The sequence below is a fragment of the Pseudoalteromonas sp. CO325X genome, assembly GCF_004208955.1.
Lineage (GTDB): Bacteria > Pseudomonadota > Gammaproteobacteria > Enterobacterales > Alteromonadaceae > Pseudoalteromonas > Pseudoalteromonas ruthenica.
The window spans coordinates 85013-110398 of the sequence record NZ_SGPG01000022.1; the positions used below are offsets into that span (position 1 = coordinate 85013).

The following is a 25386-nucleotide window of genomic DNA, read 5'->3' on the forward strand; positions in this document are numbered from 1 at the left end:
GTAAAAAATCTGCATACGTATGCATGATGTATTCGTATGCAAAAGCGCATTAGGTGGCTTTAGTGTTTGCTTGGCTTTGTCACCAAATTGATACCAAAAGGCTGTTTACCAATGGAAACAGTGCCATTGAGTTGGCTGGTTCCGGTAATCGGGTCTTGCACTTATTTAAGGCGATTCAGCCCACTGATGCACTAAAGTAGTGCAAAAATAAATGGTAAGACCAATTACCACGCCACAGTATGGGCTCTTACTATCATGTTCTCAGTAGCCCTAACAGTAAGGGATGTGGGCTTATTTATGGGTTCAGGGAGCTGGCGTAGGCTAGGGCAGCGTATTGTTGGGGGTGTTAAACTGTAACTGTGCTGTAAAGGCTAGCAAGCTCGCATATTTACTGGATTGTTGCTAATTTTGATGTAACTAAAATGTAAAATATTGCAGCTGCAATTACATTGAATACGTATGCATAAGTTTGTTAATAATTTAAGACGAGCGTTAGTATTTTTTGCGACAACAACACGAGCCAAATTGGTGCAGCGCTAACTATCACCAATTGGTCCTAATAAAATGGTTAATCGGGATAAAACACTATGTCTATGTTCAAACCAAGTATGCTAACGCTTGCACTGTTGAGTGCCGGTTTAGGTAGCCAAGTCGCGTATGCTCAAGGCAACGAAGCGCAGGCGCAAGCCGATGAGCAGCAAGATGTTGAAGTGATTGAAGTACGTGGCTTTCGCCGCAGTGTCGTCGAGTCAATCAATACCAAGCGTTTTGCAACAGAAGTGGTAGAGTCAGTGTCTGCTGAAGACATTGGTAAATTACCAGATTCGTCTATTGCTGAATCTATTGCTCGCTTACCTGGTTTGACTGCACAGCGCTTAGACGGTCGCGCATCACGTGTCAGCGTACGTGGTTTTAGCGAAAACGAGAGCGCCACCACCTTTAATGGTCGTGAACAAGTTTCTATCAGCGACAACCGTGGCGTAGAATTCGACCTTTACCCGTCAGAAATTATGAGCGGTGTAACGGTTTATAAAACACCGAGTGCATCACTTGATGCTGAAGGCATTGCCGGTGTTATTGATATGCAAACAGTCCGCCCGCTAAGCAAGGGTGAGCAGGTCATTCAGTTTAACGGTCAGCTTGAGCAAACGAGTTTCGATAAACTAAATCCAGACGGCGATGACAAAGGCTTCCGTGGTACGGTTTCTTACATTGATCAGTTCGCTGATGATACCTTTGGCGTTGCTTTTGCCTATACAACAATGAGTTCACCCAACCAGGAGAAGCGTTGGAACTCATGGGGCTACCCTGAATTTACCACAGACTCAGGGGATACGTATTCAATCTTGGGTGGGGCGAAACCTTTTGTGCGCTCATCAACGCTCGAGCGTGACTCGGCGATGTTAGTGCTTGAATACGCGCCTAGCAGCGACTTGAGCATGACCTTTGATGCGCTTTATGTTGATTTTACTGACGAAAAAATTCTTCGTGGTATTGAAGTCCCGTTTGCATGGGGTCAAGGCTCAATCTCTCCTGAGAGCGCAACGGTTGATGCAGACAGCGGCTTTATCACCAGCGCCTTAACAGAAGGTCAACGCGTTGTCGTTCGTAACGATTTTGAAGAGCGTAAAGCGGATCTGAGTCAGTTTGGCTTTAATGTAGAATACCTCCTTAGTAACGACTGGGAGCTGGAATTTGATGCCAGCCGCTCCGAAGTAGAGCGTCAAGTATGGAGTATCGAAAGCTACTCAGGTACAGGTCGTGGTGATAATAACGGTATTTCCGATAACATCGGCTATGCCTTTGATGATGGCAACACCGGCGCCCAATTCTCGCACCAGCTTGATTACAGCGACTTCAATCTTATTCAATTAGGTGGGCCTTTATCTTGGGGTTCTAGTGCGGCATTAAATAATCAATATGGCTTAACCGGCACACCGTATGAGAATACCGCACAAGATGGCTTTATTAATGCCCCAGAAGTGGAAGACGAATTAACTACGTTGAAATTGGCCGCTAGCAAGGCAATGGATAACGCCTACATCAGCGGTGTGGAATTTGGCGTCTCTTATCGCGACCGTGAGAAAACCAAGGTCTCTGAAGGCTACTTTATGACCTTGGCTGATTTCTCTTACCCAGAGAACGTCGGCATGCTCGAAGTGCCTGAGCAGTATCGTCTAGGTAGTGCCGATTTAAGCTTTATTGGCATGGGCCCAATGGTCGCTTACGATACTCGTGCGCTCGTGGATGACGGTTACTATAATCTACTGCGTGAAAGCCTTACGGACTCTAAGCACTTAACACGTTCATGGACAGTGCAAGAAGAAGTCACCGCCGCTTTTGTACAAGCCAATATTAATGCAGAGCTAGGTGATATCCCAGTAACGGGTAATGTCGGTGTGCGTTATGTGTATACCAAACAGTCGTCACAGGGTAATGCCTTTAATGTCGTTGATGGCCTCGTTGTGGCCGAACCCACCGATATTAGCCACGACTATAGCAATCTACTGCCGAGCCTAAACCTTAACTTTGCTCTAGATGAGCAGCAAACGCTGCGTTTTGGTGCGGCGAAAACCATTTCTCGTGCGCGCTTAGATGAAATGAATGCCTCAATCAGCGCGTCGTACAATGCCCAGCAGCCAGATGAAAACGGCAATTATTGGTCGGTATCCGGCGGCAACCCGGAGCTTGAACCCAAAGAGGCGACGGGCTTCGACTTAAGCTATGAGAACTACTTTAGTGAAGAAGGTTACTTCTCGGCAGCGGTGTTTTATAAAGACCTGAACCAATGGATTTTTGACGGTAACTATGAGATTGACATGAGCGGCGTGGCGGACCCGGCTACTGGTGAAATTCCACCAAACAGCACCGGCACCGGCTCAGGTAAAATCAATGGCGGTGGCGGTGATCTATGGGGTTACGAGCTTTCCGTGGCATTACCGTTTAACTTATTCGCCGATGAGCTAGAAGGTTTTGGCCTACTGGCTAGCCATACCGGTGTTGAGCAGGATATGGAAGACCCCAATGGCAACGACTATGAATTGCCAGGTTTGTCTGACAGCATTCAAAGCTTAACCTTGTACTATGAGCGCTATGGTTTCACCGCACGTACGAGCATGCGTAAGCGTAGTGACTTTAAAGGCGATATCTACGGTGTGGGTTTTTCAACTGACCAAGTCGATATCCAAGGTGAAACCATCTGGGATGCACAGCTTGGGTATGACTTTGCTGATTCCGGTATTCAAGGCCTAGAGAGTCTAGAGATTACTTTCCAAGTGCAAAACATCACCGAAGAGCCGTTTATCTCGCTACAAGGTGACAATGCCCTGCAAGTACGTGATTACCAAGATTATGGTCGTACCTACTTGCTCGGTTTCAAGTATGAGCTATAACTCTTAACTGTCGTAACTTTTTTAAAAAGCCCTTGAATTTTCAAGGGCTTTTTTGAAGTTAACAGCTAATAGCGGGGCACACAGAGATGGCAAATATTAACCGGGTGGTGATCTTAGGAGGCGGAACAGCAGGGTGGTTAAGTGCCGCTTTGTTGGCAAAAATGCTGGGCAAACAGCTGAGTATTACCCTAGTAGAGTCCAGTGATATTGGAACTGTCGGCGTCGGTGAAGCGACCATTCCGCCGATTGTCGCCTTTAACAACGCCTTGGGTATTGATGAAAAAACGCTGATACAGCGCACCGGGGCGACGATTAAATTGGGGATCCAGTTTGAAAACTGGGGCCGCAAGGGCGACAGCTACATGCATGCGTTTGGTCATTTAGGTAAAGCGCTGCCCTTTTGTGATTTTCATCACCTTTTTCACCATGCAAAAGAGCAAGGGCTTGGCCATTCGTTGTGGGATTACTCACTTAATTTCCAAGCAGCAAAAGCAGGGCGCTTTGCACCACTGCGGCATTTACCCAATACCCAGTTAGCTGGTACTGAGCATGCGTATCATTTTGACGCCAGCTTGTATGCGCAACTGTTGCGCGAGCGCGCCGAACACTTTGGCGTTCAGCGTATAGACGCTAAGGTTAATAAGGTTGAGCAAAGTGATAACGGCGATGTGCAGGCGTTGGTGTTACAATCAGGCGAGCGCGTAGAAGGGGACTTATTCATTGATTGCAGCGGTCAACGAGCACTGTTGATAGCGCAAACCTTAGGGGTCGGTTTTGAGGATTGGTCACACTGGTTACCGTGCGACCGCGCCATCGCTGTGCAATCGCATCACGGCGACGATAAAGACCCGCTACCTTATACCCGCTCCATCGCTCATGATGGCGGTTGGCAGTGGCAAATCCCGTTGCAGCATCGCGTTGGTAATGGCTTAGTTTACTGCTCTCGCTATCTCGATGACGACCAAGCCAAGGCGCAGTTACTGGCAAACCTTCCCGGTGAGGCATTGCACGAGCCCCGGGTGATCCCATTTCGCACTGGTGCTAGGCGCCAGCAATGGCACAAAAATGTGGTCGCCATCGGTTTAAGCAGTGGCTTCCTTGAGCCCCTTGAGTCCACCAGTATCCATTTGATTCAAACTGCGGTGATCCGCTTATTGAAACATTTTCCACACCAAGGCATTGCCCCCGCCTCGGTGCGTGCATTTAACCGCTTATTTAGCACCGAAATGGCGCAAATTCGCGACTTTATCATTCTCCATTATGCCCAAAACCAGCGCCAAGATAGTCGTTTTTGGCGTTACTGCGCCGATATGGAACTGCCGCCATCTCTTGGCGAGCGTATCGCCCAGTTCCAACAAAGCGGGCAGGTGCATCGTTATCAAGATGAGCTCTTTGCCGAAGTGGCCTGGCAACAGGTATTTATCGGTCAAAACTGTTGGCCCCAACAGCACCACCCGTTGGCTGAGCAATTATCAAATGAGCAACTTGATGAATTACTGCAAAGTTTGCGCACACTGATTAATCAGGCAGTGCAAAGCATGCCGAGCCACCAACAATTTATTAAAAGGAATCTAAGCTAATGCGTGTATTTATGGTGTTATTAGCCTTATTGGCGCTACCCTGTCAGGGCATTGAAGTGGCGCCAAAACATTGGTGGGTAGGAATGCAAAACCCCGATGTGCAATTGCTGCTGCGTGCACCAAATACTGCCCAGCGGCAGTGGCAGTTACGCCCATACGACGGCGTTACACTAACGCGTCAGCATCATCTTGACTCCGACAACTATCAGTTTCTCAGTGTGCATATCGGTGTCCAGGCGCGTCCAGGTACACTGCAGTTTGTCGCCGACGATGGCGCGCAATTTGACTATCAACTCAAGGCGCGGGCGCACGATTCAAAGCAGCGTCAAGGGTTTAGCAGTGATGATGTGATATACCTTATCAACCCCGATCGCTTTGCTAATGGCGACGTGCATAACGATAATCACCCCAGCATGATAGAAAAAGCCGACCGTCAGGCGCGCGACGGCCGCCGTGGCGGTGATTTACAAGGGATAACCGAGCGTCTCGATTACCTAAAACGCATGGGCTTTACGCAACTATGGCTCACTCCAGCACGAGAGAATAATATGGCCTCAGGGTCATACCATGGGTATGCGATGACCAACCTGTATGCCATCGACCCACGCATGGGCGGCAACGAGGCCTATTTTGATATGGTGGCACAAGCTGCCGAGCGGGGGATCGGGGTGATCATGGATATGGTGCCCAATCACATTGGCGCCAATCATCCATGGGTGGCCGATAAACCGAGCCGAGATTGGATAAACAACGGCGGTGAGTTTTTGGCTAATAATCATCGCCGACAAACGGTGATGGACCCCCACAGCAGCGCATACGATCGCACTCGCTTTAACGACGCGTGGTTTGTGCCGGCAATGCCCGACCTGAATCAGCGTGTAGACGAGCTGAGCACTTATTTGATTCAGCACAGTATATGGTGGATTGAGCAGGCCGGGCTTAGCGGTATTCGCGTCGATACCAATTCTTATTCCGATAAAGCCTTTATGGCCCGTTGGAGTCAGGCCATTATGGCCGAGTATCCCAACTTCAGTATTGTTGGTGAAGAGTGGACCACCAATCCAGGAATTATTGCTTATTGGCAGCGCGGCAAACACAACCAAGACGGTTTTAGCACCGCCATCAATTCAATGATGGACTTCCCGTTGCAGGCGGCTCTAGTCAAGGCCCTCAATGAAGAGCCTGGTTGGCACACCGGCTGGGTGCGGGTGTATCAAAGTCTCGGTAATGACTTTATGTATGCCAACGCCGATGACTTGCTGGTGTTTGCCGATAACCATGACATGAGCCGCATATACACCCAGCTAGGGCAAAGCCTTAACAAAACCAAGTTGGCAATGACACTGATGCTCACTATTCGTGGCATTCCCCAAGTCTATTATGGTACGGAGGTGTTACTTGATAACACCCCTTCGGATGCCCATGGGGATATTCGTATTGAGTTCCCCGGCGGTTTCAGTGGCCATCAAGCCGATGCCATCACTGGGCAAGGCTTGAGCGTAGAGCAAACACAGATGCAAGGCTATCTGCGCACCTTATTGCAGTTGCGCAAACAATATAGCGCGCTGCGTCAAGGTCGGATGGTGCACTTTGCTCCTAAGGACAATGTCTACCTGTATGCCCGTATTGATAGTGAGCAGCGCATTGTGGTGATATTGAACAAAGGCGGCAAACAGCACCTAGAACTGGCGCCTTTTGCCGAGATTTTACAAGGCGCAAAGCAGGCTAAAAATCTGCTGAGTGGTGAGATATTACAGTTAAATCAAACGCTGGCAATCGGCGCTGAACAAGCCATGATTTTAGCACTGCAATAGAGTGAATACGTATGCACGGCATATCAAAGGGGCCGTGGAGAACGTAGTATTTTTGTCATAAAAGAAATAACAAAGTGTACCCATGAAAGACAACAAGTTAACAACCACGCTACTGGCTGGGTCATTGGCTGTAGCCCTGCTAGGCTGCTCTGAAAACACCAGTTCCTCGCACAGCAAAGACGCTGAAAAAGAGCTGCAACAAGATGCCGAGCAAGTACAAAAGCCGGTGGTCTACCAAGTGTTTACGCGCTTATTTGGTAACACCCAGCAAACTAATAAACCATGGGGCACGCTAAGCGAAAATGGCGTAGGCAAATTTGCCGATTTTGATGACAAAGCCCTCGCGGGGATTAAAGAGTTGGGAGTGACTCATATTTGGTATACCGGGGTGTTACACCACGCCACGGTCACAGACTACAGTGACTTCGGACTACCAGGTGATGACCCTGATGTGGTCAAGGGGCGGGCGGGCTCACCCTATGCCATTAAAGATTATTATAACGTTAACCCCGACCTAGCCGCGAAACCAAGCGATCGCTTGCAAGAGTTCGAGGCCTTGATTGCTCGTACTCATGAGCAGGGCATGAAAGTGCTTATCGATATTGTGCCTAACCATGTCGCCCGTGATTATCACTCGGTATCTAAGCCCGAGGGAGTAGCGGATTTCGGCGCCAATGACGATACCAGCGTCAGCTATCGCCGCGATAACAACTTTTATTACGTGGTCGGTGAGTCATTTAAAGTACCGCAGTCGCCGCAGTATCAAGTACTCGGGGGGATGAGCCACCCCAAGGCCGATGGTCATTTTGCGGAAACCCCAGCGAAATGGACCGGCAATGGCGCACGCAAGGCGCAGCCTGATATCAATGATTGGTACGAGACGGTAAAGATCAATTATGGTGTCAAACCCGATGGCAGCTATGATTTCCCGCGTTTGCCAAAGGACTATGCGAACAAAGATTACCGTGCTCACTACCAGTTTTGGCAAGATAAATCCCTACCGGATAGCTGGTATAAATTCCGCGATATCACTCAGTACTGGCTGGCCAAAGGCGTAGATGGCTTTCGCTATGATATGGCAGAAATGGTGCCGGTAGAGTTTTGGAGCTTCCTAAACTCCGCTATTAAAATGACCAACCCCGATGCCTTCTTACTTGCCGAAGTGTATAACCCAAGCCTATATCGCCCTTATATTCACCAAGGGAAAATGGATTACCTGTACGACAAGGTCGGGTTCTATGACACCTTAAAGGCCATTATTCAGGGCCAACAAGGTGCGGATGCTCTGCTTGCTAAGCACCACGAGGTGGCGGATATTGAGCAGCATATGTTGCACTTTTTAGAAAACCACGACGAGCAGCGTATCGCCAGCAGTGATTTCGCCGGCGACATGAACTGGGGCAAGCCCGCGATGACGGTATCGACCCTAATCGGACGCTCGCCAAGCATGCTCTATTTTGGCCAAACGGTGGGCGAGGATGGCTCCGAAGAGCCCGGGTTTGGCGACCCAACGCGCACCAGTATTTTTGACTACATTGGGGTGCCTGCTCATCAACAGTGGATGAATAACGGCGCTTTTGACGGTGCATTGCTGAGCCCAGAGCAGCGCCAATTACGGCAGTTTTATGTCCAACTTATGGCCCTTAATTCGTTGCCTGCCATTGTCGGCGGTGAGCTGCAAAGCGTGGCTAATTCACAACCAAAGCAGGTGGTTAGCTTTGTGCGCCAACTTGCGCAGCAGCGCATTCTCGTGGTGGCTAACTTCGCGCAGCAGCCACAGTCTGTGCGTATTGATATCCCCAGTGGCGAGGGGGAAACCTTATTAGGCACAGAGCCACAGTTCGATGCCCAAGGTATCAGCTTAACGTTGCCATATCAGGGTGTCAGTGTGGTGCAATTAGGAAGTAAACAATAATGCAAAATGAAAGACCCAGCTTAAGCTTTTGGCAAATATGGAATATGTGCCTCGGATTCATGGGGATCCAGTTTGGCTTTGCGTTGCAAAACGCTAATGTCAGCCGTATTTTCCAAACGCTCGGAGCAAAAATCGATGACATCCCCATTTTATGGGTGGCGGCGCCGCTTACCGGGCTTATCGTGCAACCCATTATTGGCTATATGAGTGACAAAACCTGGGGGCGCTTAGGACGTCGCCGTCCGTATTTCTTTTACGGTGCGATCGTCACCACGGCGGCCTTAGTGGTAATGCCTAACTCACCAACACTGTGGGTTGCGGCGGGCATGTTATGGATTATGGATGCGTCAATTAACGTCACCATGGAACCCTTTCGCGCATTAGTCGGTGATAACTTGCCGAACAAGCAACGTGCGCTCGGCTACTCTCTACAGAGCTTTTTCATTGGCGTGGGTGCGGTGGTCGCTTCCAGTTTACCGTGGATCTTGAGCAATTGGTTTGATGTCAGTAATACTGCGGCTGCCGGAGTAATTCCCCCTTCAGTGCAGTATGCCTTTTACGTCGGCGGTGCGTTTTTGTTGGGATGTGTTATGTGGACGGTGTTTACCACCAAGGAATACAGCCCAGAGCAGCTCGCGGCGTTTAATGATGACGCACAGGCCAATACCACTATCGATACCACGCAGATCATTAACTTTGCTCGCACTTTAGTGGTCAGCGGCCTATCAGGGGCGGCGATTATCGCTGCCGTTGGGGTGATGGACTTAGAGAAAGAGTTGTACTTGCTCGGGGGCTTACTGCTGGCCTTTGCCATGTTACAAGGTATCGCCGCTTGGCAACAGCGCCAAGGCTACACGGGTAACGGCTTCTTTGCGGTGGTACACGATGTTTTCACTATGCCCAAGGCCATGCGTCAACTTGCCTGGGTGCAGTTTTTTAGTTGGTTTTCGCTCTTTGCGATGTGGATTTACACCACGGCTGCGGTGACCAGCCACCACTATGGCAGTGTTGATGTTACTTCTAAAGCTTACAATGATGGTGCTGACTGGGTTGGCGTGCTGTTTGCCGCTTATAACGGCTTTGCTGCGCTGGCCGCACTGGTGATCCCGGTGATGGTGAAGCGCGTCGGTATTCGCATCGCCCATGCCCTTAACTTGCTCTTAGGCGCACTGTCGCTGGTCAGCTTTTTGGTTATTAGTGACCCAGCCTGGCTGATGCTGCCCATGGTGGGAATTGGTTTTGCGTGGGCGTCTATTCTTTCGTTGCCTTATGCCATGCTTTCGAGCGCGCTACCGAGCTCGAAAATGGGCGTGTATATGGGTATTTTCAATTTCTTTATCGTTATTCCGCAGTTGCTTGCAGCCAGTATTCTCGGGCTTATTTTAAAGCATGGCTTTGCCAATCAACCTATTTACGCGCTCATCATTGGTGGCGTGTCTTTTGTGTTGGCAGCGCTTGCACTTACGCGGGTGAAACTTAATCATTAATCTAAGGGTGATACAGTGAAAGTATTAAACGCAATTGCCAGTGCTATGGTACTGGCAACGGTGGCGGGGTGTAACAGTGCCGCCTCCACAGCGAACAGCGATAGCGCGCCGGGGGCTCCTGGCGATAAACCGTTTTGGGCGTATTCGGGCAAAACCGGTATTGGTACCTCTTATGAGGCTTATCAACAAGGTCGTTACGATGACAACAGTGCCACAGGCACGGTATCAAAAGTGTGGTTCTCCTTGGCAAAAGGGATGATCACCGAAACCATGTTTGGGTTGATTCACCAAGCGCAAATTCGTGACATGCAATTTATGGTCAGTGGTGCGGACTTCGTTGTCGCTGAAAGCGATGGTCTTAGCAATCGCGTGGAATACCTTGATGTCGACCCCCAAGGGCGACCGACATCATTGGCATACCGGGTAACTAGTGAGGATAGCCAAGGGCGCTTTCGCATTATTAAAGATATCTTTACCGACCCGGATGCGCAGTCACTGATGGTGCGCGTGCGTTTTCAGGCCAATGAGCCGGGGCTGCGAGCACATGTGCAGGTGAACCCTTATGTGAACAATGATGGCGTTGATGACCGGGCCAAAGTTGCTGACGATGCCCTTATTGCCTATTCCGGTGCCCATTATCTAAGCTTGCAAAGCGCCAAAGGTCTTAATGACGGCTCCGTTGGTTTTGTTGGTCAATCGGATCGCTACTCGCAGCTTAAAGCGCGCGGCGAATTTACGCGTTATCAGAGCACGGGCGAGCAAGCGGGGAATGTCGCCATGAGTGCCACACTCGGCGAGATAAGTGAAAACAGCCAGTTTGATCTGGTGTTAAGTTATGGCAGCAGTGAGCAAGAGGCGCTTGCCCAGGGTCAGAAGACGCTGAAGCGCGGCTATGACACGGTGCTTGCGCACTATAATGGCGATGGCGATGCCATCGGCTGGCAGGATTATTTGCAGAGCTTGCAGCTCGAGCGTCTCTATGATGCCAGCACCGATGGCGGCAAATTACTCAATACCAGCGCCTTAGTGCTCAAAGCGCAAGAAGACAAAACCCATGCTGGGGCATTGATTGCCTCTTTATCAAACCCATGGGGTGATACTGTGGCCGCAGAGCAAGGGCATACTGGCTATAAGGCGGTATGGGTACGCGACTTTTACCAAGTTGCTATGGCTTTTCTAGCTATGGGGGATACGCAAACGGCAAAAGCGGCGTTTAACTATTTACCTAAGGTCCAGGTACGAGAGGACACCCCAGGCAACCAAGGCGATACCGGCTGGTTTTTACAAAAGACCCATGTTGATGGTGAATTAGAGTGGGTGGGGGTGCAGCTGGATCAAACCGCAATGCCCATCATGCTCGCCTGGAAACTATACAAAGGAGGGGTGCTGTCGAAAAACGAACTCGCTCAGTGGTATCGCACCATGCTGCAGCCGGCTGCAGACTTTTTGGTCGATGGGGGATTGGCAAAAATCCTGTGGAATAACACCCAGATCACCCCGCCTTATACGCAGCAGGAGCGTTGGGAAGAGCAAGCAGGCTACTCGCCTTCTACTACCGCCGCCGTAGTGGCTGGATTGGTCAGTGCCGGGGAAATTGCCAAGCTAAGCGGTGATACCGACAATGCCCAGCGTTATTTGGCAACAGCGAAGCAGTATGAGCAAGACATTGAAGCCTTAATGTTTACTAGTAAAGGTACATTAACGGGTGAAGCCAGCGATGGCCGCTATTTTGTGCGTATCGCTCAGGATGAAAATACCAATGGTGATACCCTGCTGGCAGCAAACAATGGTCGTGCCGGTATGGACAAAAAGCAGATTCTAGATGGCGGCTTTTTAGAACTGGTGCGCTATGGCGTGCGTGGTGCAGACAGCGACTCGGTGACGGCGTCTCTGCCTGAGTACGACGACCAAAGCCTCGTCGATAATCTGCGAGTCAAATATACCTTTACCGATGAGCAGGGACGCGCTTATCCCGGTTGGCGTCGCTATGGTAATGACGGTTACGGCGAAGATGAAAAACGGGGCAGCAACTATGCCGAGGGCGGCAACAATACCGATGGTCAGCGCGGTCGGGTATGGCCCTTTTTCACCGGTGAGCGGGGTCACTATGAAATTGCCGCAGCCAATGCCGTACGTGGCGGGCTCACAGCGCAAGACTATCAGCGTATTCAGCACACCTATGTGTTCGGTATGGAAGCCTTTGCTAATAAGGGTATGATGCTGCCAGAGCAAGTGTGGGATGGTGTCGGCGTTAACCCGTTTGGCTATGAGCTTGGCGAGGGCACAAACTCGGCCACGCCACTGGCGTGGACCCACGCCGAATACGTGAAGCTACTGCGCTCATTGACTGATAAGACGGTATGGGACCATTACCCCATTGTTGAGCAAGCGTTGCAGTAAACGACTTTGATAAGTACAAGCCGCTGGCGTTATCGCAGCGGCTTTTTTATGAGTAACTTATCGGCAAAAGGCTGCGCGCAGTGGGACTAACGGCTGGATTGGCGCACGATAAGCTGCGGTGGCAAAATGCTATTCGCTAAGTCGACTTCTTGCTCACCAATCAGGTTGAGTAAGTTAGCCACCAACATCTGTCCGGCCAAAGTGGTATTTTGTTGGACGGTAGACAGCGGGGGCGTACAGAAGCGCGCCACAGCTAAGTCATCGAAACCAACGACAGACACATCATGAGGGACCCGAAGTCCCGCCTCTTGCAAAGCACGAATAGCGCCTATGGCGATTAAGTCGCTAGCACCGAATAAAGCGTTAAAGGTTATGTTGTTGGCCAGTAAGGATTTGGTCGCTTGATACCCCGATTCTTCGGTAGAAATAGCGGTGGCCATTTTACGCTCGCTTACATGTTTGCCGTTATCTTGTAAGCGCTGCTCGAAGCCCTTAAAGCGAGCGCTAAATTCTGGACTGTGGTGTGACGCATCTCCAATAAACGCACAATCAGTGCGACCCAATTCAATAAAGTGCTCTGCCACTAAGCGCCCCCCATACTGGTTATCACAGCTTACGGTGAGCTCTGGACGGCCATCCACATTAGCGCCCCAGCAAACGAACTTAGTATTGGTATCTAATAAGCGGGCAAATTTGGCTTGGTAGTCAATGTAATCGCCGTAGCCAAGCAAAATAATGCCATCGGCACGATGACTTTCAGCGTAATCGGCATGCCAGTCATTACTACTGGATTGAAAAGACACTAACAGGTCATAGCCTTCTTTGGCGCAAGCGCGGGTAATAGATCCCAGCATGGATAAAAAGAAAGGGTTAATTTGCGACTCGTCTGAAGTTGGGTCTTCAAACAAGAGTACCGCCAAAGTCGAGCTTTGTTGTGCTCGTAAATTACTGGCGTTTTTGTCCACCTTGTAATTTAGCTTGCGCGCGACTTCAACCACTTTACGCCGTGTCTCCTCATTGACCAATGGGCTCCCTCTTAGGGCACGGGAAACCGTGGACTGAGAAACCCCAGCATAGTGGGCAATGTCGAAAGAGGTGGCTTTACCTTTCATGTATTTCCTCATAGAGCGCTCGCAATAGTCCACGACAATACAGCCAAGTACCATTAAAGAGAAGCGAAGTGTCTGCAAAAAACGGGCATTTTGCTACATTTTTGCCGCAAACTGAAAATTTTTATTGATTCATAGCTGACACCGGTGTCATAATGTCGGCGTTTTATCATTTTGTTGTCACAAAACGGTTTGGCTGCCCGCTGCCCGGGCAGCACTTTTTTCAGTAGCGCGAAAAAAGTACAGCTAACATAAAGTTAATAAGTTTATACCAGTTAAGTCAATGGTGAAGAAAAGCGCGGCCTACACACCCACACCATGACGCTGGATAAATAACAAGAGAATACATTATGAGTCCAGCGAGTACACAGGCAGAGAGCAAGGTGCCATTCGCACCCATTTTGGTCGCTGATATTGGCGGCACTAATGCGCGTTTTGCGCTGATCACCGACTACCTACCCAACGACAACGAGTTTGTCATTAGCCATCGCCATACCTTTCCTAGCAGCGATTTCAGCACCTTTGAAGATGCGATCAGTGAATACCTAGCGCAATTATCAGAAATCACCATAAGCCGTGCTTGCCTCGCCGTTGCAGGGCCAGTTAAGGGTGAAGAGGTCATGCTGACTAATCTCGGCTGGCACTTCAACGTCACCCAGCTAAAAGCGCGCTTCGACTTTAGTAATTTACAAGTTATCAATGACTTCGCAGCGTTTGCCTATGCCGCGCCTTATCTTAATGCCAGCGATAACATTGTTGTTAAACAAGGCCAAGCACAGGCACAGGCTAATATTGCTGTGTTTGGTCCCGGCACCGGTTTCGGCGCGGCTTGTTTGGTGCGCTCTCAAGGGAATCAAGCGGTGATGAGCTGTGAAGCAGGGCATATTAGTCTTGCACCGGTGACAGAGCTGGACCGACAACTCCATAACGTGCTGCGCGATGAGTTGCAGCATGTTTCTGTTGAGAATGTGTTTGCCGGCCCCGGCATAGCGAGGCTGTATCAGGCCATGGCTAAGGTTGAAGGGGCGCAGGTCAATGAACTCGATGCAGCGCAAATTGCTGCACTTGCACAAAGTGGCGAGTGTCATATTGCTACCAAAACACTGAATCACTTCTGTGACTGGATAGGCAGTGTGGCTGGTGATATCGCCTTGAGCTTTGGCGCTCTGGGCGGTGTGTATATTGGCGGTGGTATTTTGCCGCGCATGCACGAGCGCTTGCTTAATAGTCGCTTTAACGAGCGTTTTATCGCCAAAGGCATGATGTCACAGTACAATAGTCAAATTCCGGTGACCTTGGTGTGCCAAGAGAATATTCCCTTTATTGGCGCTGCGGCGTGTATCCACCAAGGGCAGAGTAAGGACTAAGTTGCGCGGATTATGAAAAAGATAACAATTAATAGTGTTGCCAGTTACGCCGGCGTATCCAAAAAAACTGTGTCTCGGGTATTAAATAACGAGCCTAATGTCAGTGATGCGACCCGAGAAAAGGTGCTTAAAGCCTTTAAAGAGCTGGATTATACGCCGAATCCCATTGCCCGGGGGCTAGCGCGCAATCGCAGCTTTATTATTGGTTGTCTTTACGATAATCCGTCAAAAAGTTATATCACGCGTTTGCAAAGCGGTGCGCTGGCAGCGTGCCATGAGCATGGCTTTAATTTGTTGATCCATCCTTGTGAGTTGCGCGCAGAGGCGTTACTTGAAAATATAGAACAGCTGCTGCAAACCTCGCGTCTGGATGGTTTGGTATTAACGCCGCCATTTTCAGATCATGCGGAGTTGGTGGCGTTTTTGCGCAAAAAAGGCGTGCCATTCGCCCGTGTCGCCTCGGTGAAACTTGATGACGACTCTATTTCTGTGCGCAGTAATGACGAGCAGGGCGCTTTTGAGATTACCGAGCTATTGATTAATATGGGGCACAAAGATATCGCCTTTATCAAAGGTCACCCCGATCACAGTGCTACCGAGCAGCGCTTTAATGGTTATCGACGAGCGCTCAAGCAACACGGTATTGAATATCAAGAACGGTTAGTGGAAGAGGGTAACTTCTCCTACCATTCTGGTGCCGACAGTGCACGCACCATTTTACATTTAAACCCTCGGCCTACGGCGGTTTTTGCCTCGAACGATTACATGGCCGCTGCGGCGCTCAAGTTAGCAACGCAAATGAACTTGAAAGTACCGGATGATATTTCCATTGCGGGTTTCGATAACGCGCCGATAGCCCGTCATATTTGGCCCGGTTTGACGACCATCGCACAACCGGTTGAGGAAATGACGCGTCTTGCGGTTGACCACCTGATAGAACAAATCAATCATGCCACCGATGAGCAGCAAGAAGGCGAGCAACGTCAACCTCTGCAGCTGACCCTCGAAGCAGAATTGATCACCCGTGAGTCTACGGCGGCACCAAAAGCCTAAACAGCACCCAAATCCCAATTGCAACTGGCCCATATTCAGCTCGCTGATATGGGCCTTTTTGTGATCTAACCAACTATACTTTGAGTCACATTACACTCTGACTAGCGCTGTTATTTTTTCGTTTTTATTTGGTAAATAACTCGCAACATAGAAATTTTAAACTAAATTTATAGACAGGGTTGACACCGGTGTCAAAGGTGTGAGTTAATAACCCTGACACCGGTGTCAGCTTGGTTGTGAGAGACGAGTTGGCAGCGTACCTTTGAACGGGTAAATCAAAGCTGCTCAGTACTTCATTGCCTTGGAGTCGGTATTGAAGTACTGAGCCTTTTATCCACCAACGGCAAGAAGAGCAGAATTATGTTGCATCCGCGTATTAAAGAAGTCACCGAACGAGTTATAGAGCGCAGCAAGGCGACACGCCAAGCGTATCTAGCTCGTATGAACGAAGCCAAATCTCAAGAGCGCGTTCGAGCCGGTATCGGGTGTGGCAATTTGGCCCACGTGATGGCCGCCTGTAGCAGCGATGATAAAGCCCGCTTAAGTGGCGACGAAAAACCAAACCTCGCTGTCATTAACGCCTACAATGACATGCTTTCCGCGCATGTACCTTATAAAGAATACCCTGACCTTATTAAACAAGTAGCGAAAAAGTTTGATGCCACTGCGCAAGTCGCTGGTGGCGTACCTGCGATGTGTGATGGTGTGACCCAAGGCCGTGATGGCATGGACCTATCGTTATTCTCCCGTGATGTTATTGCTATGTCCACGGCAGTGGCATTGTCTCATGATGTATTTGATGGTGTGTTTTGCCTCGGGGTGTGCGACAAAATCGTCCCAGGCCTAGTGATTGGCGCTTTATCATTCGGTCATTTACCGGTTTACTTTTTACCAGCGGGGCCCATGCCTTCAGGCATTCCAAATAAAGAAAAAGCCCGTATTCGTCAAAAATTCGCGCAAGGATTAGTGAGTCGTGAAGAGCTCCTTAAGGCCGAGAGCGAGTCTTACCATAGCGCCGGTACATGTACCTTCTATGGCACCGCAAACTCCAACCAAATGCTAATGGAAATCATGGGCTTACATTTACCTGGAAGCTCCTTCATTAATCCTTATACAGAGTTACGCGATGGTCTTACTGCCAATGCGGTAGAAACCATGCTTAAGCAATTAGTAGAGAGTAAAGACGCAGTGCCCATGGCTGAGGTGATGAGCGAGAAAACCATCATTAACGGTCTAGTTGGTCTATTGGCGACGGGTGGCTCAACCAATCACGCCATTCACCTTGTGGCTATTGCCAAGGCGGCAGGGGTGGAACTGACGTGGAAAGACATGTCGGACCTATCTGAAATCGTGCCGCTGTTGACGCGCATTTACCCCAACGGCCATGCCGATGTAAACCATTTCCAAGCCGCAGGCGGTATGGGCTTTTTAATGAAGCAACTACGCGACAAAGGCCTATTGCATAACGATGTAAAAACCATCCTCGGAGAAGGGCTCGACCCTTACACCACAGAGCCTCGCTTAGATAAAGACAGCAACCTGATCGTTTCTGACGCCAGTGGCCCAAGTAAAGTGAAATGGGTGCCATGCCCTGAGAATTCTCATGATGAGGATGTGTTACGTCCAGCGGACAATCCTTTCCATCGTAGCGGGGGTTTACAGCTACTAAGCGGTAATTTAGGTAAAGCAGTCATTAAAGTGTCTGCGGTACAAGAGCAGCACCAGGTAGTGAGTGCGCCAGCCAAGGTGTTCTCAGATCAGGCCGAGCTTCAAGCCGCCTTTGGGCGTGGTGAATTAAACCAAGACTTTATCGCGGTTATCAAAGAGCAAGGTCCAAAAGCCAAAGGTATGCCGGAATTACATAAGCTGACACCCGTTATGGCCAGCCTGCAAGACCAAGGTTATAAAGTGGCGATTGTCACTGACGGGCGCATGTCTGGTGCTTCAGGCAAAGTGCCTGCGGCGATTCACTTGGCGCCCGAGGCAGTTGAAGGTGGCCTAATCGCAAAAATTCGCGAAGGCGATTTAATTACCTTAGATGCGCCAAGCGGCGAGCTAAAAGTACACGTCAGCGATGAAGAGCTTGCCCAGCGTGAAGTGGAGCTGGTGCACACAGGGCCAACCTTTGGCACCGGTCGTGAGCTTTTCGCTGGTTTTAGAAATATTGTCAGCAGTGCAGATTTAGGCGCGAGCGCCTTTGCGCCAGCTTACGAACAACAATAATTGCGCTGGGAATGAGGACAAACTATGTCAATTGAACAGATTTTAACATCGGCACCGGTCGTGCCAGTGGTTGTTATCGACCGCTTAGAAGATGCCGAGCCACTAGCGAAAGCTTTATACAACGGCGGTCTTAAAGCACTGGAGATCACCTTGCGTACACCCGTTGCTGCAGAAGCAGTGAAGGTGATGAAACAAGCCGTTCCTGATGCCTATGTAGGCACCGGTACGGTGATTGATAAAGCCACATTTGATGCCTCTATTGCAGCCGGAGCTGACTTTATGGTTAGCCCCGGTGTTAACGACCAACTGCTGGAGCTTGCTAGCCAGTGCGACACCCCTTTCTTGCCCGGAGCGGCCACGCCAAGCGAAGTAATGAGGCTCGCTGAGCGTGGCTTCTCTTTTTTGAAGTTTTTCCCTGCCCAGGCAGCAGGAGGCCCAGCGATGCTTAAGTCTATTGGTGGGCCATTACCTGGAGTGAAGTTTTGCCCTACAGGTGGCATTAGTTTAGATACCGCACCTCAGTATTTGGCCCTTAACAACGTAGTCTGTGTGGGCGGAACTTGGATGCTAGATAAAACACTTATTGAAAAACAGGACTGGCACGCAATTGAGCAGCTCGCACGTCAAGCCAGCCAACTGAAATAGTCGAGGGGAGAGTAAGATGATTAAAGTTGCTATTAACGGATATGGCCGTATTGGTCGCAACACTTTGCGTGCACTGTACGAGTCTGGTTTAAATACTGATATTCAAATTGTTGCCATTAATGACTTGGCGCCGGCGAACGTCAATGCACACCTAACACAGTTCGATTCCGTGCACGGCCAATTTTCGCAAAAAGTAACCTTGCAAGATGATGTGATGGTGATTGGCAGTGATGAAATTAAGCTGGTACAAGAGCGTGACCCAGCCAACTTGCCGTGGGCAGAGCTGGGCGTCGATATTGTCCTCGAGTGCACAGGCTTATTCACCAAACGTGAAGGCGCCGCTAAGCACATTGAGGCGGGTGCCAAGAAGGTGATTGTCTCAGCGCCAGGTACTGATATGGACGCCACCGTCGTTCATGGTGTTAACGATGATGTTCTCGATGCCAGCAGCACGATTATCTCTAATGCCTCTTGCACCACCAACTGTTTAGCACCGGTGGCCAAAGCACTCAACGACAGCATCGGTATAGAGCAAGGCAGCATGACGACGATTCATGCTTACACCAATGACCAAAATTTATCTGATGTATATCACCCCGACCTTTACCGTGCCCGTAGCGCCACGCAGTCGATGATCCCTACCAAAACTGGCGCTGCTAAGGCCGTTGGTTTGGTACTTCCAGAGCTGGCAGGCAAACTTGATGGCATGGCGGTACGCGTACCGACCATCAACGTGTCTTTGGTAGATTTGACCTTTGTTGCCAAACGCGACACCAGTGCAAGCGAAGTCAATGAAATTGTCAAAGCCGCAGCCCAAGGTGCGATGAGCCAAGTGCTTGATTATAACGAGCTACCGCTGGTTTCTATCGATTTTAATCATAACCCTGCATCATCAGTGTTTGATTCAACGCAAACCAAGGTCGATGGTAAATTGGTTAAAGTAATGGCTTGGTATGACAACGAATGGGGATTCTCAAATCGGATGTTAGATCAAGTGAAAAACTTAGCACAGTTTTTATAGTTCCATTGTTGTTAAGTGAAGCCGCCTTGAGCGGCTTTTTTTATGCTTGGCATTTTGACTTGTAGTTGAAGCCAACTATGCTCTTAACTACGCCAACTCTATAAATCAATACATTGAAATTACAACGTTTTGCAACCTGGCTTTTGGGCTCAGCTGTGCTCATTATTGGCTCCTTAATTGCCGCCACAACTTATGTTTACTTCAGTTTGCACACCTTAACTGACGTGCAGCGTCAGGTGCAGCAATATCAGTCTTCTGTAGACCGATTAGTGATATTAAAAAACGAGCTGTTACTGAATCGCGACGAAGCCAGCGTGCAGGCACTGCATCGGCAAATAGACAGTCATATTGCCGCGCAATTAAGTAACCCTTTTAATGCCCAAACGCATGCCCAATCTGCACTTATCACTGAAACTCAGCAAGCCCTAGAGGAATACATCGCACACCTCAATACCTTGGTGAGTTTGTTAACGCGTATGGGACTCAATGAGGATAAAGGTCTACGCCAGCACTTTCGTGCCCAAGCACATAAACTGCAAGAGTTAGCCGAAGAGCAGAACAACGTCACACTTAATAACGAAGTATTAGAGCTAAGAAGGCGTGAAAAGGATTACTTAATGCGCTTTGATGACCAGTACCTGGCGCAGCATCGCCAGCATTATGACGCCATCCTCACCCTCATAGAGCGCCAGCAACTAGGCAATAGTGCGTCTCTTATACTTAAAAGTTATGGGCAAAACTTTGCAGAAGTGGTGGCGCTGTTTAACCGCATTGGTGTGCATGGTGATGAGGGGATAAGGCAGACGTTGAGGCAGCAGGAAAGCCGCATCGAGGACCTACTGCAGCGACTCGATATTCAATATACTCAAACGCAAATCGATGATGCGTTGCTTGCGATTACTGCTACCTTGGTGGTTGTGGTTCTTGTTGCCGTGGTGCTGTTAGCGTTCTTGCAGCTTTTGAGTATGCGCGTCAATGATTCACTCACGCGCTTACACCGACAAATCAGGCAAGTCATGGACGAAGAGGACTTCTCCTCACGCACTGGCCTGGATGGGCGCGATGAAATAGGGCGGTTAGGTCAGGATATCGATCAACTCTTCGCCTTTATTGAAGAGCTACTTGAACGCTTAGCGAACGCACAAAATAAGCTGGTCGAGGAGGCTAAGCTTGCCAGTTTAGGCAGTATGGTCAGTGGTTTTGCCCATGAGCTTAATACGCCAATTGGCGTTGCCATTACTAGCCAGTCATTGTTGAAAGACCAATTTTCCTTACTGAAAACAGATTTTTCCTCCGGTAAGTTGAAAAAACATACTCTCAGCGCGCTTATTGATAACGCCGAGCAATCATTAGCGCTGTTGGAAAATAACCTCAACCGCAGCGCTAGTTTGATTGATACATTTAAAATGATGGCGGCACAAAACCAGTATGACAAAGAAGGTCTATTTAATGTGCGCACTACTGTGAGCCATATCATGACTAGTTTGCAGTCTGAGTTTGATTCGGCTGTGGCTATCTACCACATTGATATTGATGAGCAGCTTGAGTTAGTTTCTTCACCCGCAGCGCTGACCCATATTATAACCTGCTGTGTGCGCAATAGCTTGATGCATGGTAAGACAAACGAGCGCACGCTGGAAGTCGGTATCAGAGTGAAAGAGCAAAATGGCGCGTTGCACTTGTTTATAGAAGACAATGGGCCCGGCATTGAGGAGCCGTTATTGAACAAAGCATTTGAGCCTTTCATTACCACTAAGCGTCATGAAGGTGGCACAGGGTTGGGTTTGGCGATTGTTTACAACCTAGTCCGTAGTAATTTAGATGGCCAAATCACCTTGCACAACCTACCACAACGAGGTTTAAGCGTGCATGTGACCTTCACACCAAAGTCTATCCAGCGCGGGTAGCTTATATATAAGTTTCCATATATACGTTATTGCATATATCCAACGTTAAGAGTAAGCTAGGTATATTCGATATTTCGTATATATAGTCTATGGCTGTACTTTTTTTTAAAGCGCTCAGTGATGATACCCGTCTACAGACGTGTTTACTTATTGCCGAGCAAAAAGAGCTATGTGTGTGTGAGTTGGTTTGCGCCTTGGCACTGAGCCAACCGAAAATATCTCGCCATTTGGCGCTGCTAAAAGAGGCGGGAGTATTGGCGACACGGCGAGACCGCCAATGGGTGTATTATCGTATTGACGACACCCAACCACAGTGGCGGCAGCAGATTATAACCACCACGCTAAATAACCAAGCTGAATTAATAGAAGATGCACTGGCGCGATTACAGGCAATGGATAATCGCCCTTCGTGCTGCGATTAATGGAGAAAATCATGACATTGAAAGTAGGCATTAATGGCTTTGGCCGCATGGGCCGGTTGGTGTTGCGCGCGGCCTATGACTGGCCGGAAATAGAGTTTGTTCATATCAACGACCCTGCCGGTGATGCTGCTACACTCGCGCACTTATTGGAATTTGATTCGGTGCACGGACGTTGGCAATATCCAGTTAGCGCTGATGGTGAGGTTTTGTGCATCAATGAGCAGCGAATCCAATGCAGCGCTAATAAGGCGATTGCTGATACCGACTGGTCGCAGTGCGATATTGTTATAGAAGCATCAGGAAAGATGAAAAGTACCGAGCTGCTGCGCCAATATCTCGCCCAAGGTGTGCGTAAAGTGGTGGTCACCGCTCCGGTTAAAGAGCAAGGCGTCCTGAATGTGGTGATGGGTGTTAATGATGCGCTTTATTGCCCAGATAGCCATGATATTGTCACAGCGGCTTCATGCACCACTAACTGTCTCGCGCCGGTGGTTAAAGTGTTGCAAGATAAAATTGGTATTAAGCATGGCTCCATGACCACTATCCACGATATCACCAATACGCAAACGATTTTGGATGCCCCTCATAAGGACTTACGCCGAGCGCGCGCCTGCGGTATGAGCCTGATCCCAACCACTACTGGCTCGGCTACAGCCATCACCCATATCTTTCCTGAACTGAAGGGCAAGCTTAATGGTCACGCAGTGCGAGTGCCTTTGGCAAATGCGTCGATCACCGACTGCGTGTTTGAGCTTAACCGTGAAACCACTGAACAAGAGTTAAATACCTGGTTTAAAGAGGCTGCTCAGGGCGAGCTCAAGGGCATCCTAGGTTATGAAGAAAAGCCACTGGTATCCATAGACTATCGCACCGACCCGCGTTCAAGCATCGTCGATGCACTATCGACCATGGTGGTCAATGGCACCCAGGCGAAGCTGTACTTGTGGTATGACAACGAGTGGGGGTATGCCAATCGCACCGCCGAGCTGATGCGCAAAGTCGCCAATAGCCTGTAGGGACCCGCTATGAACGCATCGCCAATTCAGCAGTATGGCGTGATCACCGCAAATTATTGGGCCTTTACGCTCAGCGATGGCGCGCTGCGCATGCTGGTGGTTTTGTACTTCTACCAGCTTGGCTATGCGCCCTTGGCCATTGCCATGCTGTTTTTGTTTTACGAGTTTTTTGGCGTGGTAACCAACCTTGTGGGGGGGTGGCTTGGGGCCCGTATCGGCCTCAATCGCACCATGCAAATAGGCATGGCATTGCAACTGATTGCTCTGGCCATGTTGTTAGTGGATAAAAACTGGCTCAGTGTGCCCTGGGTGATGGCGGCGCAAGCACTCAGTGGCATTGCCAAAGATCTCAATAAAATGAGTGCGAAAAGTGCCATTAAAACCGTGGTCAGTGACACACAACAAGGGCGCTTATACCGCTGGATAGCGTTACTTACCGGTTCTAAAAATGCCTTAAAAGGAGCGGGCTACTTTGCCGGTGGTGCGCTGCTGTCGTTACTCGGTTTTAGCGGTGCGGTGATTGCGTTAATGGCTTTGGTGGGAGCCGGTTTTATCCTCAGTGCCCTGTTGCTCGGCGAGGATTTAGGCCGTAGTAAGTTTAAACCTAAATTTCGGCAATTGTTTTCTAAAAACGCGGCACTGAATCGCCTCGCAGCTGCGCGTATGTTGCTCTTTGCCTCTCGCGATGTCTGGTTTGTGGTGGCCTTACCGGTGTTTTTTATTAGCGAGCTAGGATGGCAACACACCGAGGTTGGCAGTTTTATGGCGCTGTGGATTATCGGCTATGGCGTCGTGCAAAGTATCGCGCCGCGCTTGAGCCGTCATGCCCGAGTGTCGGTGTTTCACCAAGCAACTGGATTTAGTGCGTTGTTGACGCTAACAACGGCATTGTTAATAGCTGTGTGGTTGCTGTTTGCCACCACCCAGGGTATGCAAAATCTTGTCTTGGTGGTCGGGTTATTTTGTTTTGGTGCGGTGTTTGCGGTTAACTCATCGCTGCATAGCTACCTGGTCGTCAAACTCGCAGACAGAGATGCGGTGTCTTTGGATGTGGGCTTTTATTATATGGCCAACGCCATGGGAAGGCTTATTGGCACCGTGTTATCGGGATGGTTATACCAACAAAGCGGCCTACTGGCTTGTTTAGTCAGCGCGTTATTGATGCAAATAGCCACCTGGTGGGTGATCCGAAAGATAGTCTAAATATGCGGCCAAGCACTCGTTAGCGGCCGCTCTGGCAGCATTGTCGCTTTGTTTCTTGTCAATCAGGGGCAACCGCACACACTCTTTTACATTTTTCGCCGAACTTTTTGTGCTCGCGTCCACCTAAGGCAAAAAGGAGTGAACCATGTCTCGACCAGCTAAACGCACCCATTGGGCTGCGCAATTAATTAAAAATAACCGTGGATTTATCTGTTTTATTATCGGCATGTCGGTATTTCGCAGCGCTTTTGCCGATTGGTATAGCGTACCGAGCGGCTCTATGCTGCCAACAATAGAAGTGGGTGACCGTATTACCGTCAATAAGATGGCCTATGATTTGCGGGTGCCTTTTAGTGATGTTTCACTGTTACGAATGGGCGAGCCTGAGCGTGGCGATATTGTGGTGTTTGATTCCAAAGCAGCGGATAACCGCCTCATTAAGCGTGTTGTGGGAGTGCCTGGCGATACCATCGCGATGCGCGATGAGGTGTTAATTATCAATGGCCAGGCGCAGCGTTATAAGGTGACAAAGGAGGATGCTAAGGCGTTATTTGCCACCGAGTTGCTCGGTGAGCTTGCCCATGCCATTCGTATCGATAAAACCCGTGCCATGCATGCTGGTAACTTTGCGCCGATACTCATCCCTAACGATCACTATCTAATGATGGGCGATAACCGCCGTAACAGTGCCGACTCACGCTATTATGGCTTAGTGCCACGGGGAGAGTTAAAAGGGAAAGCTCATCACGTGGCCTTTTCTTTGGACTATGACCATTATTACCTGCCTAAGCGAGAGCGCTTTGGTGAATCCTTATACAGCTACAGTGAGTAA

17 protein-coding genes are annotated in these 25386 nt (G+C 49.5%); 16 read left to right on the plus strand and 1 reads right to left on the minus strand.

Going from position 1 to position 25386, the window contains the following annotated elements:
• Window positions 1-587 precede the first annotated feature (587 nt).
• The 6 genes from EXT46_RS12610 (at window position 588) to EXT46_RS12635 (ending at window position 12588) form a co-directional block, all read left to right on the plus strand.
• The gene (locus tag EXT46_RS12610; protein WP_130147649.1) at window positions 588-3392 is read left to right on the plus strand and encodes a TonB-dependent receptor; all 2805 of its coding nucleotides are present in this window, start codon (window positions 588-590) and stop codon (window positions 3390-3392) included.
• Between the two features lie 86 nt (window positions 3393-3478).
• Window positions 3479-4972: a tryptophan halogenase family protein gene (locus EXT46_RS12615; RefSeq protein ID WP_130147651.1), complete on the plus strand. Its 1494-nt coding sequence runs from the start codon at window positions 3479-3481 to the stop codon at window positions 4970-4972.
• Window positions 4972-6786: a glycoside hydrolase family 13 protein gene (locus EXT46_RS12620; protein ID WP_130147653.1), complete on the plus strand. Its 1815-nt coding sequence runs from the start codon at window positions 4972-4974 to the stop codon at window positions 6784-6786. Before EXT46_RS12615 ends, EXT46_RS12620 begins: the two co-directional genes overlap by 1 nt.
• 82 nt (window positions 6787-6868) lie before the next feature.
• Window positions 6869-8701 (plus strand): alpha-amylase family glycosyl hydrolase, encoded by a 1833-nt coding sequence (locus EXT46_RS12625; RefSeq protein WP_130147655.1) that lies wholly within the window; start codon window positions 6869-6871, stop codon window positions 8699-8701.
• Window positions 8701-10188 (plus strand): MFS transporter, encoded by a 1488-nt coding sequence (locus EXT46_RS12630; RefSeq protein WP_130147657.1) that lies wholly within the window; start codon window positions 8701-8703, stop codon window positions 10186-10188. The genes EXT46_RS12625 and EXT46_RS12630 overlap by 1 nt, the downstream gene beginning before the upstream one ends.
• A 45-nt stretch (window positions 10189-10233) precedes the next feature.
• Complete coding sequence (locus EXT46_RS12635; protein ID WP_130147868.1) at window positions 10234-12588, plus strand: glycoside hydrolase family 15 protein; 2355 nt, start codon at window positions 10234-10236, stop codon at window positions 12586-12588.
• A gap of 86 nt (window positions 12589-12674) precedes the next feature.
• Here EXT46_RS12635 and EXT46_RS12640 read toward each other — a convergent pair whose 3' ends face one another.
• Complete coding sequence (locus EXT46_RS12640) at window positions 12675-13700, minus strand: LacI family DNA-binding transcriptional regulator (protein ID WP_130147659.1); 1026 nt, start codon at window positions 13698-13700, stop codon at window positions 12675-12677.
• 347 nt (window positions 13701-14047) lie between these two features.
• Here EXT46_RS12640 and glk point away from each other — a divergent pair, with 347 nt between their 5' ends.
• The 10 genes from glk (at window position 14048) to lepB (ending at window position 25386) form a co-directional block, all read left to right on the plus strand.
• A complete protein-coding gene (glk, locus tag EXT46_RS12645) occupies window positions 14048-15064 on the plus strand; it encodes a glucokinase (RefSeq protein WP_022945104.1) in 1017 nt (338 codons plus the stop codon).
• Between the two features lie 12 nt (window positions 15065-15076).
• Entirely contained in the window at window positions 15077-16117 is a 1041-nt protein-coding gene (locus EXT46_RS12650; RefSeq protein WP_022945105.1) for a LacI family DNA-binding transcriptional regulator, read from the plus strand.
• A gap of 360 nt (window positions 16118-16477) precedes the next feature.
• Entirely contained in the window at window positions 16478-18340 is a 1863-nt protein-coding gene (gene edd, locus EXT46_RS12655) for a phosphogluconate dehydratase (RefSeq protein ID WP_130147661.1), read from the plus strand.
• A gap of 24 nt (window positions 18341-18364) precedes the next feature.
• Window positions 18365-18985, plus strand: a complete 621-nt coding sequence (locus EXT46_RS12660) for a bifunctional 4-hydroxy-2-oxoglutarate aldolase/2-dehydro-3-deoxy-phosphogluconate aldolase (protein ID WP_022945107.1) — start codon at window positions 18365-18367, stop codon at window positions 18983-18985.
• Between the two features lie 16 nt (window positions 18986-19001).
• A complete protein-coding gene (gene gap, locus EXT46_RS12665) occupies window positions 19002-20006 on the plus strand; it encodes a type I glyceraldehyde-3-phosphate dehydrogenase (protein ID WP_022945108.1) in 1005 nt (334 codons plus the stop codon).
• A 113-nt stretch (window positions 20007-20119) separates the two neighbouring features.
• Window positions 20120-21913: a HAMP domain-containing sensor histidine kinase gene (locus EXT46_RS12670; RefSeq protein WP_130147663.1), complete on the plus strand. Its 1794-nt coding sequence runs from the start codon at window positions 20120-20122 to the stop codon at window positions 21911-21913.
• 89 nt (window positions 21914-22002) lie between these two features.
• A complete protein-coding gene (locus EXT46_RS12675) occupies window positions 22003-22335 on the plus strand; it encodes a metalloregulator ArsR/SmtB family transcription factor (protein ID WP_130147665.1) in 333 nt (110 codons plus the stop codon).
• A gap of 11 nt (window positions 22336-22346) precedes the next feature.
• Window positions 22347-23351: an ArsJ-associated glyceraldehyde-3-phosphate dehydrogenase gene (locus EXT46_RS12680; protein WP_130147667.1), complete on the plus strand. Its 1005-nt coding sequence runs from the start codon at window positions 22347-22349 to the stop codon at window positions 23349-23351.
• A 9-nt stretch (window positions 23352-23360) separates the two neighbouring features.
• On the plus strand, window positions 23361-24554 hold the full coding sequence (arsJ, locus tag EXT46_RS12685) for an organoarsenical effux MFS transporter ArsJ (RefSeq protein WP_130147669.1): 1194 nt from the start codon (window positions 23361-23363) through the stop codon (window positions 24552-24554).
• Between the two features lie 145 nt (window positions 24555-24699).
• Entirely contained in the window at window positions 24700-25386 is a 687-nt protein-coding gene (gene lepB / locus EXT46_RS12690) for a signal peptidase I (protein WP_130147671.1), read from the plus strand.

Bases quoted from the DNA above. Each gene is read 5' to 3' on its own strand.
- EXT46_RS12610 (WP_130147649.1), top strand. From the start codon at position 588: ATGTCTATGTTCAAACCAAGTATGCTAACGCTTGCACTGTTGAGTGCC.
- EXT46_RS12615 (WP_130147651.1), top strand. From the start codon at position 3,479: ATGGCAAATATTAACCGGGTGGTGATCTTAGGAGGCGGAACAGCAGGG.
- EXT46_RS12620 (WP_130147653.1), top strand. From the start codon at position 4,972: ATGCGTGTATTTATGGTGTTATTAGCCTTATTGGCGCTACCCTGTCAG.
- EXT46_RS12625 (WP_130147655.1), top strand. From the start codon at position 6,869: ATGAAAGACAACAAGTTAACAACCACGCTACTGGCTGGGTCATTGGCT.
- EXT46_RS12630 (WP_130147657.1), top strand. From the start codon at position 8,701: ATGCAAAATGAAAGACCCAGCTTAAGCTTTTGGCAAATATGGAATATG.
- EXT46_RS12635 (WP_130147868.1), top strand. From the start codon at position 10,234: ATGGTACTGGCAACGGTGGCGGGGTGTAACAGTGCCGCCTCCACAGCG.
- EXT46_RS12640 (WP_130147659.1), bottom strand. From the start codon at position 13,700: ATGAAAGGTAAAGCCACCTCTTTCGACATTGCCCACTATGCTGGGGTT.
- glk (WP_022945104.1), top strand. From the start codon at position 14,048: ATGAGTCCAGCGAGTACACAGGCAGAGAGCAAGGTGCCATTCGCACCC.
- EXT46_RS12650 (WP_022945105.1), top strand. From the start codon at position 15,077: ATGAAAAAGATAACAATTAATAGTGTTGCCAGTTACGCCGGCGTATCC.
- edd (WP_130147661.1), top strand. From the start codon at position 16,478: ATGTTGCATCCGCGTATTAAAGAAGTCACCGAACGAGTTATAGAGCGC.
- EXT46_RS12660 (WP_022945107.1), top strand. From the start codon at position 18,365: ATGTCAATTGAACAGATTTTAACATCGGCACCGGTCGTGCCAGTGGTT.
- gap (WP_022945108.1), top strand. From the start codon at position 19,002: ATGATTAAAGTTGCTATTAACGGATATGGCCGTATTGGTCGCAACACT.
- EXT46_RS12675 (WP_130147665.1), top strand. From the start codon at position 22,003: ATGGCTGTACTTTTTTTTAAAGCGCTCAGTGATGATACCCGTCTACAG.
- EXT46_RS12680 (WP_130147667.1), top strand. From the start codon at position 22,347: ATGACATTGAAAGTAGGCATTAATGGCTTTGGCCGCATGGGCCGGTTG.
- arsJ (WP_130147669.1), top strand. From the start codon at position 23,361: ATGAACGCATCGCCAATTCAGCAGTATGGCGTGATCACCGCAAATTAT.
- lepB (WP_130147671.1), top strand. From the start codon at position 24,700: ATGTCTCGACCAGCTAAACGCACCCATTGGGCTGCGCAATTAATTAAA.